At 66.4% G+C, this 15,321-nt stretch carries 20 protein-coding genes; 8 read left to right on the top strand and 12 right to left on the bottom strand.

The window, feature by feature from the left end; translation table 11 throughout:
• The 6 genes from VE759_RS22830 to arc all read right to left on the bottom strand — a co-directional run.
• On the bottom strand, positions 1-335 hold a 335-nt coding region (locus VE759_RS22830; RefSeq protein WP_324936690.1), incomplete at its 3' end, for a hypothetical protein.
• A gap of 167 nt (positions 336-502) precedes the next feature.
• The gene (prcA, locus tag VE759_RS22825; RefSeq protein WP_324936688.1) at positions 503-1,261 is read right to left on the bottom strand and encodes a proteasome subunit alpha; all 759 of its coding nucleotides are present in this window, start codon (positions 1,259-1,261) and stop codon (positions 503-505) included.
• The gene (gene prcB, locus VE759_RS22820; protein ID WP_414687985.1) at positions 1,258-2,142 is read right to left on the bottom strand and encodes a proteasome subunit beta; all 885 of its coding nucleotides are present in this window, start codon (positions 2,140-2,142) and stop codon (positions 1,258-1,260) included. The genes prcA and prcB overlap by 4 nt, the downstream gene beginning before the upstream one ends.
• Positions 2,143-2,162: 20 nt before the next feature.
• Positions 2,163-2,357 (bottom strand): ubiquitin-like protein Pup, encoded by a 195-nt coding sequence (locus VE759_RS22815; RefSeq protein ID WP_324936684.1) that lies wholly within the window; start codon positions 2,355-2,357, stop codon positions 2,163-2,165.
• 126 nt (positions 2,358-2,483) lie between these two features.
• Positions 2,484-3,983, bottom strand: a complete 1,500-nt coding sequence (gene dop / locus VE759_RS22810; RefSeq protein ID WP_324936681.1) for a pup deamidase/depupylase — start codon at positions 3,981-3,983, stop codon at positions 2,484-2,486.
• Between the two features lie 78 nt (positions 3,984-4,061).
• On the bottom strand, positions 4,062-5,882 hold the full coding sequence (gene arc / locus VE759_RS22805) for a proteasome ATPase (RefSeq protein ID WP_324936679.1): 1,821 nt from the start codon (positions 5,880-5,882) through the stop codon (positions 4,062-4,064).
• Between the two features lie 248 nt (positions 5,883-6,130).
• On the opposite strand from arc, the gene VE759_RS22800 reads away from it, so the two are divergent.
• Genes VE759_RS22800 through VE759_RS22790 form a run of 3 tightly spaced genes read left to right on the top strand, consistent with a single transcriptional unit; the run spans position 6,131 to position 7,374 of the window.
• The gene (locus VE759_RS22800; protein WP_324936677.1) at positions 6,131-6,517 is read left to right on the top strand and encodes a hypothetical protein; all 387 of its coding nucleotides are present in this window, start codon (positions 6,131-6,133) and stop codon (positions 6,515-6,517) included.
• A gap of 53 nt (positions 6,518-6,570) precedes the next feature.
• Positions 6,571-7,065: a hypothetical protein gene (locus VE759_RS22795; protein ID WP_324936675.1), complete on the top strand. Its 495-nt coding sequence runs from the start codon at positions 6,571-6,573 to the stop codon at positions 7,063-7,065.
• A gap of 12 nt (positions 7,066-7,077) precedes the next feature.
• Entirely contained in the window at positions 7,078-7,374 is a 297-nt protein-coding gene (locus tag VE759_RS22790) for a DUF503 domain-containing protein (RefSeq protein ID WP_324936673.1), read from the top strand.
• A 6-nt stretch (positions 7,375-7,380) separates the two neighbouring features.
• Here VE759_RS22790 and VE759_RS22785 read toward each other — a convergent pair whose 3' ends face one another.
• Positions 7,381-8,211 (bottom strand): tRNA (adenine-N1)-methyltransferase, encoded by an 831-nt coding sequence (locus VE759_RS22785; protein ID WP_324936669.1) that lies wholly within the window; start codon positions 8,209-8,211, stop codon positions 7,381-7,383.
• Between the two features lie 144 nt (positions 8,212-8,355).
• Here VE759_RS22785 and VE759_RS22780 point away from each other — a divergent pair, with 144 nt between their 5' ends.
• The 5 genes from VE759_RS22780 to VE759_RS22760 are packed head-to-tail and all read left to right on the top strand — an operon-like array spanning position 8,356 to position 11,549.
• Positions 8,356-9,243 carry a RecB family exonuclease gene (locus VE759_RS22780; protein ID WP_414687984.1) on the top strand — a complete coding sequence of 296 codons (888 nt, stop codon included), beginning with the start codon at positions 8,356-8,358 and terminating at the stop codon, positions 9,241-9,243.
• Positions 9,240-10,031 (top strand): thioesterase family protein, encoded by a 792-nt coding sequence (locus VE759_RS22775; protein ID WP_324936665.1) that lies wholly within the window; start codon positions 9,240-9,242, stop codon positions 10,029-10,031. Before VE759_RS22780 ends, VE759_RS22775 begins: the two co-directional genes overlap by 4 nt.
• A gap of 48 nt (positions 10,032-10,079) precedes the next feature.
• Entirely contained in the window at positions 10,080-10,400 is a 321-nt protein-coding gene (locus VE759_RS22770; RefSeq protein WP_324936663.1) for a metalloregulator ArsR/SmtB family transcription factor, read from the top strand.
• Complete coding sequence (locus VE759_RS22765) at positions 10,397-10,921, top strand: SRPBCC family protein (protein WP_324936661.1); 525 nt, start codon at positions 10,397-10,399, stop codon at positions 10,919-10,921. Before VE759_RS22770 ends, VE759_RS22765 begins: the two co-directional genes overlap by 4 nt.
• Entirely contained in the window at positions 10,902-11,549 is a 648-nt protein-coding gene (locus tag VE759_RS22760; protein WP_324936660.1) for a flavodoxin family protein, read from the top strand. Before VE759_RS22765 ends, VE759_RS22760 begins: the two co-directional genes overlap by 20 nt.
• Here the strand turns inward: VE759_RS22760 and VE759_RS22755 are convergent.
• Genes VE759_RS22755 through VE759_RS22735 form a run of 5 tightly spaced genes read right to left on the bottom strand, consistent with a single transcriptional unit; the run spans position 11,500 to position 15,320 of the window.
• Positions 11,500-12,906 (bottom strand): FAD-containing oxidoreductase, encoded by a 1,407-nt coding sequence (locus tag VE759_RS22755; RefSeq protein WP_324936658.1) that lies wholly within the window; start codon positions 12,904-12,906, stop codon positions 11,500-11,502. The genes VE759_RS22760 and VE759_RS22755 overlap by 50 nt on opposite strands.
• A complete protein-coding gene (locus VE759_RS22750; RefSeq protein WP_324936656.1) occupies positions 12,903-13,385 on the bottom strand; it encodes a DUF4126 family protein in 483 nt (160 codons plus the stop codon). The genes VE759_RS22755 and VE759_RS22750 overlap by 4 nt, the downstream gene beginning before the upstream one ends.
• Positions 13,386-13,443: 58 nt before the next feature.
• On the bottom strand, positions 13,444-14,295 hold the full coding sequence (gene hisG, locus VE759_RS22745) for an ATP phosphoribosyltransferase (protein WP_324936655.1): 852 nt from the start codon (positions 14,293-14,295) through the stop codon (positions 13,444-13,446).
• Positions 14,295-14,576, bottom strand: a complete 282-nt coding sequence (locus VE759_RS22740) for a phosphoribosyl-ATP diphosphatase (protein ID WP_324936653.1) — start codon at positions 14,574-14,576, stop codon at positions 14,295-14,297. The genes hisG and VE759_RS22740 overlap by 1 nt, the downstream gene beginning before the upstream one ends.
• 60 nt (positions 14,577-14,636) lie before the next feature.
• Complete coding sequence (locus VE759_RS22735) at positions 14,637-15,320, bottom strand: HAD family phosphatase (protein WP_324936651.1); 684 nt, start codon at positions 15,318-15,320, stop codon at positions 14,637-14,639.
• Position 15,321 lies beyond the last annotated feature (1 nt).

The raw sequence follows: 15,321 nt of genomic DNA, 5'->3' as shown, positions 1-15,321 counted from the left end.
GCGGATAATTTGGCACGCATGCGCGCGACATAAAGCCGTTGACCCAACGTGGCCCCGGGCGCCTCCGCGGCGCTTGTCATCACCTCGTCGTAACGGCGGCGGGCTTCGCTGAGCGCGACAATCACCGAAGGCGTGGATCGGTTCCGGCCCGCAGCTTCAGCCAGCGAGGTCTGCAGTTTACGCAGCCCGGAAAGGATCACCTGAGCCCGATTGTGGAACTTTGGGTGATCGACTCGTGGCAGCGAGTCGATCGCGGCCCGGTACATGTGCATCGCTGCGTCCGCGACAGCAACAATGACTTGTGCTTCGTCTTCGCCCGGTGGGATTTCGGCCATGGCCCCTCGGTTCCTTGGTGGATTTCCAGCCCCGATAGTCGTGCGCACCGATGAGCGTATTACGAATAGGCGGCCTGTGGCTAATCCCGGTCACCTTCATAAAGTCCCTTTACAAAGCTGCCAGTTAGCTCTCACGGCAGGCCGGAAAATAACTGCCCCAGGCGGCGCTATTCCGACGACTCAGAAGAGTTCGAAGAAGCCGATGGCCCCGAATCCGGCTTCGGCAGAAGGGCTTCCAGCGCCGAGCCGGTGAACCGCCGGAAGGCTCGGCGCGGCCGGTTCTGGTCGAGAATGGCCACCTCGAGCGTGGACGGATCCAGCGTCCGCGGCTCCGACGACCCCGAACCGTTGGGGCCGTGGCTGAGGGCCTTGACCGCGATCCCGACGGCCTCTGCCAGGGCGGCGTTCTTGGTGTAGGACTCCTTCAGCGCCGTGCTGATCGGATCCGTGGACCCGCCCATCACGACGAAGTTCGGCTCGTCGTTGATTGACCCGTCATACGTGATGCGATACAGCTCAGGAGGTTTCGATTCCCCATAGTGGGCGACCTCGGCAACGCACACCTCGACCTCGTACGGCTTGGCCTGCTCGGTGAAGACGGCCCCCAACGTCTGCGCGTAAACATAGGCCAGCTGGCGGCCCGTCACGTCGCGGCGGTCGTAGGCATATCCTCGGGTGTCGGCCCACTGGATGCCGCCGCGACGCAGGTTGTCGAACTCGTTGAACCGGCCGGCGGCCGCGAAGCCCACGCGATCATAGAGCTCGCTGATTTTCTGCAGCGACCGCGACGGGTTGTCGGCGACGAACAGCACCCCATCGGAGTACGTCAGCGCCACCACGCTGCGCCCCCTGGCGATGCCCTTGCGCGCGAGCTCCGAGCGCTCGCGCATCGCCTGCTCGGGCGAGATGAAGTATGGGAAGCTCACGAGTCGCCTTCAACCTCAGCAGATTCCTTCGCGTCGGGGCCGAAAGTATCCGCGCGCGAGCGGCTTTCAATGATCGCACGGGACAGCTCGGCGATCCGTTGCTCCGGCACCTCGACAGCGCCGTCGGCTCCGATCGTCACAGCCGTCGGATAGATCCCCCGCACCAAGTCCGGTCCGCCCGTTGCCGAATCGTCGTCGGCCGCGTCGTACAGGGCCTCCACCGCGACCCGCAATCCCGAGTCCGCGTCGACGACCTGCGAATACAACTTCTTGATCGACGACTTGGCGAAGACCGAACCCGAGCCCACAGACTGGTAGCCCTCTTCCTCGATGTTCCACCCGCCGGCCGCGTCGAACGACACAATCCGGCCGGCTCCTTGGGCATCCGGGTCATCGATGTCGTAACCGGCCAGCAGCGGCAGCGCGACGAAACCCTGCATCGCCGCGGCGAGATTGTTTCGCACCATGATTGCCAGCCGGTTGACCTTGCCGGCGAACGTCAGTGGCACACCCTCGAGCTTTTCGTAATGCTCGAGCTCGACCGCGTACAGCCGCGCGAACTCCACAGCGATCGCCGCGGTGCCGGCAATTCCGGTGGCCGTGTAATCGTCGGTGATGTAGACCTTCTTTACGTCGCGGCTTGCGATCATGTTGCCCTGCGTCGAGCGCCGGTCTCCGGCCATCACCGCGCCGCCGGGGTATTTCAGCGCGACAATCGTCGTGCCGTGCGGCAACGCCGCGCCGGGCGCGACACCGCCGGCATCGGCGCCAGCAGCGGCGACGGGAAGTAGTTGGGGCGCCTGGCGGCGCAGCAGTTCAGAAAAGGACGACAAGTCCACAGGGACCGATGGTGCTCCGGAAAAGGGTTTAGGAATGGCCAGCTGCTCGCGATGCGGCCAGGTCACTGTCCGCCCTTTTGGACGTATGCGCGCACGAAATCCTCGGCGTTCTCCTCGAGCACATCATCGATCTCGTCGAGCAGATCGTCGGTTTCCTCAGCCAGCTTTTCGCGACGCTCCTGCCCAGCGGCCGCGCTGCCGGTGAGGTCGTCGTCCTCGCCGCCACCACCGCCACGCTTGGTCTGCTCCTGAGCCATCGCTGCCTCCTGCTTTCGTTATCGGCGGGCTCACAGCGTGCCCACCGGTTACTCCACATTACCGGTCAACGCCCACATTGCCTGGGATAGCACCGGAGCGCAGAAACCAAGCGAGACAGGAATCACTCACGTGGCCGTGAGCTGCTCCACCAGTTCGGCGGCGCTGTCGACCGAATCGAGTAACGCCCCGACGTGGGCCTTACTTCCCCGTAGCGGCTCCAGCGTCGGAATTCGCACCAGCGAGTCGCCGCCCAGATCGAAGATCACCGAGTCCCAACTGGCGGCGGCGATGTCGGCGCCGAAACGGCGCAGGCACTCGCCGCGGAAGTAGGCCCGCGTGTCCGTTGGCGGGTTGTCGACTGCGTCGAGCACCTGCTGCTCGTTCACCAGGCGCTTCATCGATCCGCGCGCCACCAGCCGGTTGTACAGGCCCTTGTCGAGACGCACGTCGGAGTATTGCAGGTCGACGAGATGCAGCCGCGGCGCCGACCAGCTCAGGTTTTCCCGATGTCGGAACCCCTCGAGTATCCGCAGCTTGGCAGGCCAGTCCAGCAGGTCGGCGCAGTCCATCGGGTCGCGTTCCAGTAGGTCAAGCACGTGTGCCCAGGTCTGCACGATGTCCGCGGCGCGCGGGTCCGGGTCGCGGCTGTCCACCAGCTTGGCCACCCGATCAAGATAAATCCGCTGCAGGGCCAGCCCGGTCAGCTCGCGGCCGTCGGCCAGCGCGACCGTCGCCCGCAGCGTCGGGTCCCGGCTGATCACGTGCACCGCGTGAACCGGCCGGGCCAGCGCGAGATCCGACAGGTCGATGCCCTCCTCGATCAGGTCCAGCACCAGGGCGGCCCCGCCGAGCTTCAGATACGTCGACGTCTCGGCGAGATTCGCGTCGCCGATGATGACGTGCAGCCTGCGGTACTTGTCGGCATCGGCGTGCGGCTCGTCGCGGGTATTGATGATGCCGCGCTTCAGCGTGGTTTCCAGGCCGACCTCGACCTCGATGTAGTCCGCACGCTGCGACAGCTGAAATCCCGGTTCGTCGCCGGCGGGCCCGATACCGACGCGGCCGGATCCGGTGATCACCTGCCGCGACACCAAAAACGGTGTCAGCCCGGCGATCACGGCCGAAAACGGCGTCTGCCGCGACATCAGATAGTTCTCGTGTGAGCCGTACGACGCACCCTTGCCGTCGACGTTGTTCTTGTACAACTGCAGCTTGGCCGCGCCAGGGACGCTGGCGACGTGCCGCGCCGCGGCCTCCATCACCCGCTCGCCGGCCTTGTCCCAGATGACGGCGTCCAGCGGGTCCGTGCACTCCGGCGCCGAGTACTCCGGGTGCGCGTGGTCGACGTACAGGCGTGCGCCGTTCGTCAAGATCATGTTCGCCGCACCGACCTCGTCGGCGTCCACCACCGGCGGCGGGCCGGCCGAGCGGCTCAGGTCGAAGCCACGGGCATCGCGCAGCGGCGATTCCACCTCGTAGTCCCAGCGGGTTCGCTTGGCGCGCTGAATACCCGCCGCCGCGGCGTAGGCAAGCACCGCCTGCGTCGAGGTCAGAATCGGATTGGCGGTCGGGTCGGACGGCGACGAAATGCCGTACTCGACCTCCGTTCCGATGATGCGCTGCATGCAATCAGCCTAGGGGACGTGCCGTGCTAACCCGCGACCGTGCCGTGCGCTTGGCACCACGACCCGCCGATTGCTGAGCTACAGGTACTGGCCCAGGTTGGACTCGGTGTCGATGGCCCGCGATGCGCTCGACGACTTGCCGGTGACCAACGTCCGGATGTACACGATCCGCTCGCCCTTCTTGCCCGAGATCCGCGCCCAGTCATCCGGGTTCGTGGTGTTGGGCAGGTCCTCGTTCTCGGCGAACTCGTCGACGATCGAGTCGAGCAGATGCTGAATCCGCATGCCGCGCTGGCCGGTTTCCAACACCGCCTTGATCGCGTACTTCTTCGCGCGGTCGACGACGTTCTGGATCATCGCCCCGGAATTGAAGTCCTTGAAGTACATGACTTCCTTGTCGCCGTTGGCGTAGGTGACCTCGAGGAACCGGTTGTCGTCGATCTCGGCGTACATCCGGTCCACAACCTTGACGATCATCGCCTGGATGCAGGCGGTGCGGTCGCCGTCGAACTCGGCGAGGTCCTCGGCGTGCACCGGCAGGTCCTCGGTGAGGTACTTGCTGAAGATGTCCTGGGCCGCCTCGGCGTCCGGCCGCTCGATCTTGATCTTCACGTCCAGGCGGCCGGGCCGCAGGATCGCCGGGTCGATCATGTCCTCGCGGTTGGACGCGCCGATCACGATGACGTTCTCCAGGCCCTCCACGCCGTCGATCTCGGAAAGCAGCTGCGGTACCACCGTGGTCTCCACGTCCGACGACACGCCGGTGCCGCGGGTGCGGAAGATCGAATCCATCTCGTCGAAGAAAACGATCACCGGCGTGCCCTCCGAGGCCTTCTCACGGGCCCGCTGGAAGATCAGCCGTATGTGGCGCTCCGTTTCGCCGACGAACTTGTTCAGCAGTTCGGGGCCCTTGATATTGAGGAAGTACGACTTCGCCTCCTTGGCGTCGTCGCCACGCACCTCCGCCATCTTCTTGGCCAGCGAATTAGCCACCGCCTTGGCGATGAGCGTCTTGCCGCAGCCGGGCGGCCCGTACAGCAGCACACCCTTGGGCGGACGCAGCATGTATTCGCGATAGAGATCCTTGTGCAGAAACGGCAGCTCGACCGCATCGCGGATCTGCTCGATTTGCCGGCTCAGGCCGCCGATGTCGTTGTAGCTGACGTCGGGCACCTCCTCGAGCACCAGGTCCTCGACCTCGGCCTTGGGAATCCGCTCGAACGCGTAACCGGCCTTGGTGTCGACCAGCAGCGAGTCTCCCGGGCGAAGCCTCCGGCTGCGCCAGTCGTCGTCGAGCGCCTCGGCCACCTCGGGAGCCATGTCCTCGGTGGCCAGCAGCGGCTCGGCCAGCCACACGATGCGCTCCTCGTCGGCGTGGCCGACCACCAACGCGCGGTGCCCGTCGGACAGGATCTCGCGCAACGTGCTGATCTCGCCGACGGCCTCGAAATATCCGGCCTCGACCACGGTCAAGGCCTCGTTGAGCCGGACCGTCTGCCCCTTCTTCAACGACTTCACGTCGATGTTCGGCGAGCAGGTCAGCCGCATCTTGCGGCCGGAGGTGAACACGTCGACGGTGTCGTCGTCCTGCACCGACAGCAGCACGCCGTAGCCGCTCGGCGGCTGCCCCAACCGGTCGACCTCTTCGCGAAGAGCGAGCAACTGCTGGCGGGCTTCCTTAAGAGTTTCCATTAATTTAGCGTTACGCGCGGCGAGAGAGTCGATGCGCGCTTCAAGCTGGTGAACATCACGTGCACTGCGCAACCCGCCCGGCGCGCCGACTGCGCTCTCGAGTTGCTCACGCAGAGCCGACGCCTCGCGGCGCAGCTCTTCAAGCTCGGCAGCATCGTCGCTGGACATGGGTGTTCCGAAGGGCTCAGAACGCTCTGACTCACTCATGTTGCGCTCCTCTCCCGCACCAGAAGTTGGTGCGGTGGATACTTCAACGCTACCGGCGAATTCCCATTCCTGCGTGCTCTAAAAACAGGGCGAGCCCATTGAACTGCTAGCGTTACGTTTTCGTCTGGCCGAACGAAAGGACAGTTGTGAGGTTGAAGTCCCTAACCACTGGCGTCGCAGCGGCCACTTTGATTGGTGCTGCGGCGGCCGGTGTGACATCGATTGCGTCTGCCCCTACTACCCCAACCGTGGCTTTTTCACCAGTGGTCTTCGGCGTGCCCCTGCCGCTGCAGCCTCAGCCAACCAGTGGCGAGCTCGAGGGCGTCTTGAACCAGCTCGCCACTCCGGGCACAAACAAGAACGCATTGGTCGACGGTGGTGTCGGCATGATCGAAGGCAGGACCGCCGAACGGCTCCTGACCAACGCCAGCCAGAAGGGCTACCTGCCGCTGAAGATCTCCGTGTCGAACGTCCAGGACCTGGGCAACGGCATGGTGTCGGCGACGGCCACCGCGTCGGGTCCGCAGCTCGCTCAGACCAGCAGGCCCGTCACATTCCATAACGACGGCACCGGCTGGAAGCTGACCAAGGACTCGGCCACCGGGCTGCTGCAGGCCGCGATGGCGTCCGGCTAATTTTGGGAAGCCCGATCCGTTTTGCAGCGCGGCGGCGATCAACGGTGCGAACCGTGGTCGCCGCCGTGCTGATGGCGGCGGTCCTGCTCTCCGGCTGCGGCAAGAAGCCCAGTGAGACCGCGGTGTCGGCCACCGCCGACCAGCCGACTCCGGTCGCAGCGGCGCCCCCCGCGGCACCGCTGCCGGCGCCGGAAGTCCTCACCGACGTGTTGTACAAGCTCGCCGACACCTCGGTTCCCGGCGACCAGAAGCTGGGCCTGGTCGAGGGCGCAACGGCCGACGAGGCAGCACAACTCGACAAGTTCGGCAAGGCCCTGCAGGACAGCGGCTACACGCCGCTGGGATTCACCGCCGCCGACATCACGTGGTCGGACACCACCCCCGGCAGCGTCGCGGCCCAGGTGACCGTGCACAGCGAAAACCCGGCGATGGCCAGAGGGTTCACGTTCCCGATGGAGTTCACGCCGTACTTCAACGACTGGCAATTGTCTCGCAAGACCGCTGACATGCTGCTGACGCTTGCCAAGGCGCCGACACCGACGCCCTGACCGGCCCGGGGCATGTGGATCGGCTGGCTGGAGTTCGACCTGCTGCTCGGTGATGTGCGCTCCCTGAAGGAGAAACGCTCCGTAGTGCGGCCGTTGGTGGCCGAACTGCAGCGCCGGTTCAGCGTGGCCGCCGCCGAGAGCGGGCAACTGGATCTGTATCGGCGTGCCGGAATCGGGCTGGCCGTGGTGGCCGCCGACCGCCGTCACGTCGTCGACGTGCTCGACGCCGCCGAGCGCCTGGTGGCCGCGCGACCCGAAGTCGAACTGTTGTCGGCCCGCCGCGGCCTGCACCGCAGCGACGACGCGTGACGACCGCTAGATGCGCCGCTTGCGCCGCACCGCCAGTTTGGGAGTCAGCGCGCCGGGCGCGAGCCGTCGTGCGCTGATCAGGAACGCGGTGTGCCCGCGCATCGCATGCTGGGGCCGCACCGCCAGCCCGACCGCGTCCCAGAACCGCTGCAGCGTTTCCCAGGCCCGCGGCTCGGTCCAGCACTGCTGTTCGCGCAACGCCTCGACGGTCCGCGACAACTGGGTCACGGTGGCGACATAGACGATTAGCACGCCGCCGGCCACCAACGCCGCCGAGACAGCTTCGAGCACCTCCCATGGCGCCAGCATGTCCAACACCACCCGATCTACCTGCACTCCGCCGAACTCCGCGACGTCGCCGGCGACGAGTTCCCAGTTGTCGGGCCGGCCGCCGAAGAACGTCTCGACGTTGCGGGCGGCGTGCTCTGCATGGTCGTCGCGAATCTCGTAGGAGATCACGCGGCCGCTCGGCCCGACGGCCCGCAACAGCGAACATGTCATCGCGCCGGAACCCGCGCCGGCCTCCAGCACCCGCGCGCCGGGAAAGATGTCGCCCTCGTGCACGATCTGGGCGGCGTCCTTCGGGTAGATCACCTGGGCGCCGCGCGGCATCGACATCACATAGTCGACGAGCAGCGGCCGCAGCACGAGAAACTGATCGCCGCTCGTGGACTTCACCACGCTGCCCTCGGGCAGGCCGATCACATCGTCGGCGGCGATCACGCCGCGGTGCGTGTGGAACTCGCTACCCGGGGCCAGCAGCATCGTGTAATGGCGGCCCTTGGCGTCGGTGAGCTGAACGCGATCGCCCACCACAAACGGACCGGTACGAGACACAGCTAGTAACCCTGCCAGACGCGCCGCGGCAAGTGCCCGTTGTTGTCGGCGCTGCGCCCTAGGCTGCGACTTATGAGTGGCGAGCGAGAAGCCGAAGGCGGATCGCGCATCAACGGCGAGCGAGAAGCCGGAGGCGGATCGCGCATCAACGGCGAGCGAGAAGCCGGCCAGCCGAGGCGCCCGGCGTTGTCGCCGTCGCGGGCCAGCGACTTCAAGCAGTGCCCGCTGCTGTACCGATTCCGCGCGATCGACCGGCTGCCCGAGCCGACGTCGGCGGCGCAACTGCGGGGCTCGGTCGTGCACGCCGCGCTCGAGCAGCTCTACGCGCTTCCCGCCCCGCAGCGCCTGCCCGCGACCGTGGTGACGCTGGCGGCCGAGGCGTGGGATCGGGTGATCGCCGAGCAGCCCGAGTTGGCCGACATGCTCGACGCCGCGCAACGCGGCGAGCTGCTCGAGGAGGCCAAGGCGCTGCTGTCGGGCTACTACCGGCTCGAAGATCCGACCCGGTTCGACCCCCAGAGCTGCGAGCAGCGTGTCGAGGTCGAGCTGGCCGACGGCACCTTGCTGCGCGGATTCGTCGACCGAATCGACGTCGCGCCCACCGGTGAGATGCGCGTCGTCGATTACAAGACCGGCAAGGCGCCGCCGGAGGCACGCGCGCTTGCCGAGTTCAAGGCGATGTTCCAGATGAAGTTCTACGCAGTGGCGCTATTGCGTTCGCGTGGCGTGCTGGCCACCCGGCTGCGGCTGCTTTACCTCGCAGACGGCGAGGTCCTCGACTACACTCCCGACCTCGGCGAGTTGGAGCGCTTTGAAAAGACGTTGATGGCGATCTGGCGAGCCATCCAATCGGCCGGCGCCACAGGTGATTTCCGGCCCAACCCGTCGCGGCTGTGCGACTGGTGCGCATACCACGCGCAATGCCCGGCGTTCGGCGGCACGCCCCCGCCCTACCCGGGTTGGCCGGACAACCCTCACGAGGGTGGCGACGACGCGGTCCTGCATGCGGGCCGTGCAGAATCTGCCGCGTGAGCGATTCCTATTACCGCCGCCTCGGGCGCGACGGCGGTTACCAGGTATTCGAGTCGACCGACATCACCCGCAGCAATTGGACTCCCGACATTCAGCACGGTTCGCCTCCGCTCGCGCTGCTGACCAACGCGATCGAGGAACTGCTGGCTGGTTCCCCATTGCGCATCGGTCGGTTGACGCTGGACATTCTCGGCGCCATCCCGGTGCGTCCGGTTCGCGTTCGGGCGTGGGTCGAGCGCCCCGGCAGGCGGATCTCGCTGCTGGCGGCGGAAATGACGCCGGCGGGGGACGACGCCGCGCGTGCGGTCGCGCGGGTCACCGCGTGGGCACTTGCCACCAGCGATACCGGCGACGTCGCATCCGACCGCTATCCCCGGTTGATCGAAGGGCCCGCTCAGCCGCTGCCCGAAGCCTGGTGGCGCCTCACCGGATATCTCGGCAGCGTGCAGTGGCGGCGGCAGGTCGACGACCCGTCCGGCGCCGCGGTGTACTGGCTCCGTCCGCGGGGGCACCTCGTCGACACGGAGGACAACACACCGCTGGAAAACCTGGCACTGGCGGTCGACTCCGCCAACGGCGTCGGCGCGGCGCTGGATTTCCGGCGTTTTGTGTTCATGAACACCGACACCTCGCTGCATGTGCACCGACTGCCGATCGGCGCGGACTTCGCGATCAGGGCGCGAGGATCCGTTGGGCCCGACGGGATCGGTGTGACCAGCGCGGAGGTCTTCGACCGCGACGGGTTCGTCGCGGTGTGCGCGCAGACGCTGCTGGTGCAGCGGCGGTAGACCGTGTATGCGCTTGTATCTATATAGAATACTTGCAATACTAAGAGGGTGGATGTCTTCGAGGCGGTGGCAGAACCCAGCCGGCGCACACTTCTTGACACTCTTGCCGACGGTGAGCGCACCGCAGGCGAACTCGTCGCGACGCTGCCGGGGCTGACCCAACCGACAGTGTCTCGGCATCTGCGGGTGCTGCGTGAGGTCGGACTGGTCGAAGTCCGCCCGGACGCCCAACGCAGGATCTACGCACTGCGCGCCGACGGGCTCGCCGAAATCCATGCGTGGATCGATCGATATCGCCGCTTCTGGACCGGCCACCTCGATGACCTGGAGCGGCACCTGGAACGTAAGCATCGAAAGGAGACTCGGTGAACGCGCGAAACGGGCGACTGGTTGTCGACGGTGACCGCGCCGTGCTGAATTTCGAACGGCGCCTTCCCTATCCGATCGAGGCGGTCTGGTCGGCGATCACCGAGCCGGGAGAACGCAGGCAGTGGATGGGCGAGACGACGATCGACGGGCGCGAAGGCGGGGTGATCGACATGGTGCCCTCCGGTCCGCCGTTTCCGCCCGAGCACAAGCGGATGACCGGGCGCATCCTGGTGTGGGATCCCCCCCACGTCCTGGAGCACGAGTGGAAGCAGTCGATCGTCGAGGACAGCGTCGTGCGGTACGAACTGAGCTCCGACGGCGACGAGACGCTGCTGCGGTTCAGCCACCGCGGCCTTTCGGTCCGCAACGCGACCGGCTTCCTGCCCGGCACCCACGCTTTCCTCGACCGGCTCGAGGCCCACCTCGGCGGCGAACGGTTGCCGAACTGGTCTGCGCGCTACCAAGAGGTTGCCCAGTCGATGCGATTGGAGATGAATCAGCATGCCACACAACGGCTCTGAAGTCTTACCTGCACGCCTCGCGGTCGCCTACCACTCCGGTTTCGGGCACACCGCGATGCTGGCTGACGCGGTCGCCGCCGGCGCGCAAGAAGCTGGCGCGCGGGTGAGCATCATCGCGGTCGACGCGATGACGGACGCCGATTGGGACACCCTCGACGCCGCAGACGGCATCGTGTTCGGCAGCGCAACCTACATGGGAAACGTCTCCGCGGGCTTTCAGGCGTTCGCCGAGCTCACCGGGCGGCGCTGCATCACCGGCAGCTGGCGCGACAAGGTAGCGGCGGGGTTCACGAATTCCGGTGCGAAGGCCGGCGACAAGCTGCACGCCCTGATGTCGCTGGCCGTGTTCGCCGCTCAGCACCACATGCACTGGGTCTCGTTGGGGCTGAGCGCCGGCTGGAACAGTGCCGCCGGTAGCGAGAATGACCTGAATCGCCTCGGGTTCTGGCTCGGTGCGGGGTCGCAGACCGATGTCGACGCGAATCCTGACCAGGTGCACCCCGCCGACGTGCTGACCTGCCGGCACCTCGGACAGCGCGTCGCATCGGTCACCCGCCAGCTCATGGCCGGGCGGGCGGCTACACCAGGGGCTTCATCTGCTGAAGCATCGTCGGTACCAGCTCGCTGACCGTCGGGTGGATGTGCATCGTGCGTGACAACGTGGTGTAGGGCGCCTTCGCCGACATCACGTCCAGGATGGCGTGGATGACCTCGTCGCCCCCAACACCGAGGATCGCCGCGCCGAGAATCTCGTGCGTCTGGGCGTCGACAACAATCTTCATAAACCCTTGCGTCTCACCTTTTTCCACCGCGCGGCCGACGCGGGTCATCGGCCGGAAGCCGACGAGCGCCTTGCGACCGGACTTGCGGACCTCGTCGATGGTCTGCCCGGCCCGGCCCAGCGGCGGGTCGATATACAGCGCATACGTGGTGATCCGATCGCTTACCCGGCGTGGATCGTCGTCCAGCAGGTTGGCGGCGACGATCTCGAAGTCGTTGTAGGAGGTATGGGTGAACGCGCCGCGGCCGTTGCAGTCCCCCATCGCCCAGATGTGCTCGACGTTGGTGCGCAGCTGATCGTCGACGACGATGTAGCCGCGCGCATCGGTGCGCACACCGGCCCGGTTCAGGCCGAGGTCGTCGGTGTTCGGTCGGCGGCCGACGGCGATCAGCAAATGGGAGCCAACAATTTTCGGCACATCAGCGCGCGGCGTCACCGCCACACCGCCACTGTCGGGCGCCACGCTGATGCCGTCGGCATTGAGCACTACCGAGATGCCCTCGCCCTCGAGGATTTCCTGGATCGCCGCCGACACATCGGGATCCTCGCGTCTGGCCAGCCGCGGACCGCGCTGCACCAACGTCACGTCGGCACCGAACCGCCGATACATCTGGGCGAACTCCAGCGCGATGTAGCTACCTCCAATGATGATGAGATGCCCTGGAACCGTGTCGAGGTCCAGTATCGAGACATTGGTCATGTAGTCGACCTCGGCCAGCCCCGGGATGTCCGGCAGGACCGCCCGGCCGCCGACGTTCAGGAAGATCTTCTCCGCCTCAAGCAGCTCATCGTCGACGCGGAGGGTGGTTGGGCCTTCGAAGCGCGCATGCCCGCGGAACACCGTGCAGCCCTTCATGCCATCCAGCCAGGACTCGACACCGTGTCGGTCCTTCAGCATGATGTCGTCCTTGCGCGCCTTGACCTTTGCCATGTCGACGGCGACAGGCCCTGCGGTGACACCGTAGTCGGCGCCTCGGCGGGCCAGGTGTGCCGCATGCGCGCTAGCCACCAGGGTCTTGGTCGGGATGCAGCCCGTATTGACGCACGTGCCGCCAATCAGCTTGCGCTCCACCACCGCAACGGTATGACCCGCGCTGGTCAACCGGCCGGCCAACGGCGGCCCGGCCTGCCCGGCGCCGACGATGATCGCGTCGAAGCGGCGCTTGTCCTCCGGTCGCTGCGCTCGTGCCCCCGGCCGAGTCATATGACTTTGGTCAGGTATGCGATGAGAAAACCGCCGATCACCGCGACGGCGTCTTCGAGCAGTGCGATCGGAAGATCGCGGCCACCGGTCGCGGCCACCAGCCGCTTGCGCAGCTCGTAACCGCCCAATGTGCCGAGCACGGCGCCGACGACGCCCGCCCCCAGCGACGTCCAGATGTACGCCCACGCCGTCCCGATGACCGCTCCGGCGAACCCGCCGGTGATGATCCGGGTGACGAACTGAACAGGGGTCTTTCGGCTCGGCGTCTTCGGCAACTGATCGGTCACCAACTCGATGACGGCCAGCACGCTGAGGATGCCGACGGTCACCGGGTGTCCCACCCATGCCGCCCACGTTCCGCTGAGGTTGATCCAGTCCAGCAGCGCGGCCCAGCTGACCACTGCCGGCGCGGTCAAAGCGCGCAGACCGGCGACGATCCCGATAAGCAGAGCGAGTAACAGAACGAGCGCGTGCGTCATGCGAACCTCCTCGCGTCGACCCCCGCACGGACGCTAGCATCCGGACCGTGCGCGAAGGCTAGAAGCGGCAGAACCTGATATCGGACGCCAGAATCGCTTTGGCGCCGATGCTGGCCAGCTCATCCATGACCGCGTTGACGCCCTTGCGTGGCACCAGGGCTCGAATGGCCACCCATGCCGGGTCGGCCAGCGGCGCGATGGTCGGCGATTCCAGTCCGGGCGTGATCTCGGTGGCACGATCCAGTACCGCTCGTGGGCAGTCATAGTCAAGCATCAGATACTGCTGACCGAAAACCACGCCCTGCACGCGGGCAGCGAGTTGGTCGCGTGCGGCCGCGGTGGCCCGGTCCGCGCTCTCGCGTTCGATCAGCACCGCCTCCGAATCGCATAGCGACTCACTAAAGGCGACCAAGTCGTGCAGCCCGAGCGTGCGGCCCGATCCCACCACGTCGGCGATCACGTCGGCCACACCGAGCTGCACCGAGATCTCAACTGCTCCGTCGAGCCGGATCACTTCGGCGTCGATTCCCTTGTCGGCCAAGTCTTTTCGTACCAGGTTCGGAAACGCGGTGGCTATGCGTTTGCCCGCGAGGTCGGCGACCGACCAGTTGCGGCCGGCGGGCGCGGCGTAGCGGAAGCTCGACTGGCCGAATCCCAGCGCCAGCCGTTCCCGAACCGGGGCCTGCGACTCCAGCGCGAGATCGCGCCCGGTGATCCCGAAGTCGAGATCGCCGGAACCGACGTAGATCGCAATGTCCTTGGGCCGCAGGAAGAAAAACTCGACCTCGTTGGCCGGGTCGACGACCGTCAAATCCTTCGGATCACTGCGCCGCCGATATCCAGCCTCCGAGAGGATCTCGGCGGCCGGTTCGCTCAGCGTGCCCTTGTTGGGCACCGCAACTCGCAGCATCACAACTTCCGGTACACGTCATCGAGGGTCAGGCCGCGGGAGATCATCAGCACCTGCGTCCAGTACAGCAGTTGGCTGATCTCGTCAGCCAGCGCCTCGTCGCTTTCGTGCTCGGCAGCCAGCCACACTTCGCCGGCCTCCTCCAGCAGCTTCTTGCCGAGTCCGTGCAAGCCGCCGTCGAGGGCGGCGACGGTGCCGCTGCCGGTGGGGCGGGTACGCGCGCGTTCGCTGAGCTCGGCGAACAGCGCGTCGAAGGTTTTCACGGGTCGCGATTGTTTCACGTGTTCGAGGCGCGCATCAAACAAGTATCCTTCCCCGCGCCAGACACCGCGCCGTCGTGATCAGGCGGTGCGTTCGCCGAGACCAGACTCCAGTTCGGCGAAGACGGCCCGCAATGTCGCGACGTCGACGCCTGCCAATGACGCCATGAGCCGGCGCCGCGGCCCGCCGGGGACCTCTACCTCATTGGGTATGACCAGCACCGGGCATCCGGCGCCCTCGGCGGAAGCCGCTCCGGTGATCGAGTCCTCAATCGCCAGGCACGACTGCGGCGGCTCACCAAGTAAGTGGGCCGCTCGCCGGTACGGATCCGGCGCCGGCTTGCCGTGTTCCACCTCGTCGCCGCACACCGTCGCCGAAAAATACTCGCGGCCGATAACCTCCAGCGCCCGCTCGGTAAGGGCCCTATGGGTGTTGGTGACCAACGCCATCGGAACATCTTGAGCAGCAAGGGCTTTCAGCAGTTCAGCAGCACCGTCACACCATGGCAGACCCCGGTCGAACAGCTCGGCGGTGTAGTCGAGCAGCCAATCTGCCGCTTGCGTCATCGCCGCCGGATCATGATCAAGGCCCAGGTCGTCGAAGATGATCCGTATCGTGCCCCCCGCCGAGCCGCCCACCGTCGCGGCCCGCACCTGCGGGGTCAGCACTCCGCCGAGATGCTCGCACAGCGCCGCCAGCGAGACGTCCCACAGCTTTTCCGAGTCGACGAGCGTGCCGTCCATGTCCCACAGCACTGCTCTCATC

It is taken from the genome of Mycobacterium sp. (assembly GCF_035640695.1).
GTDB lineage: Bacteria > Actinomycetota > Actinomycetes > Mycobacteriales > Mycobacteriaceae > Mycobacterium.
This window is presented reverse-complemented; position numbering and strand designations above follow the sequence as displayed.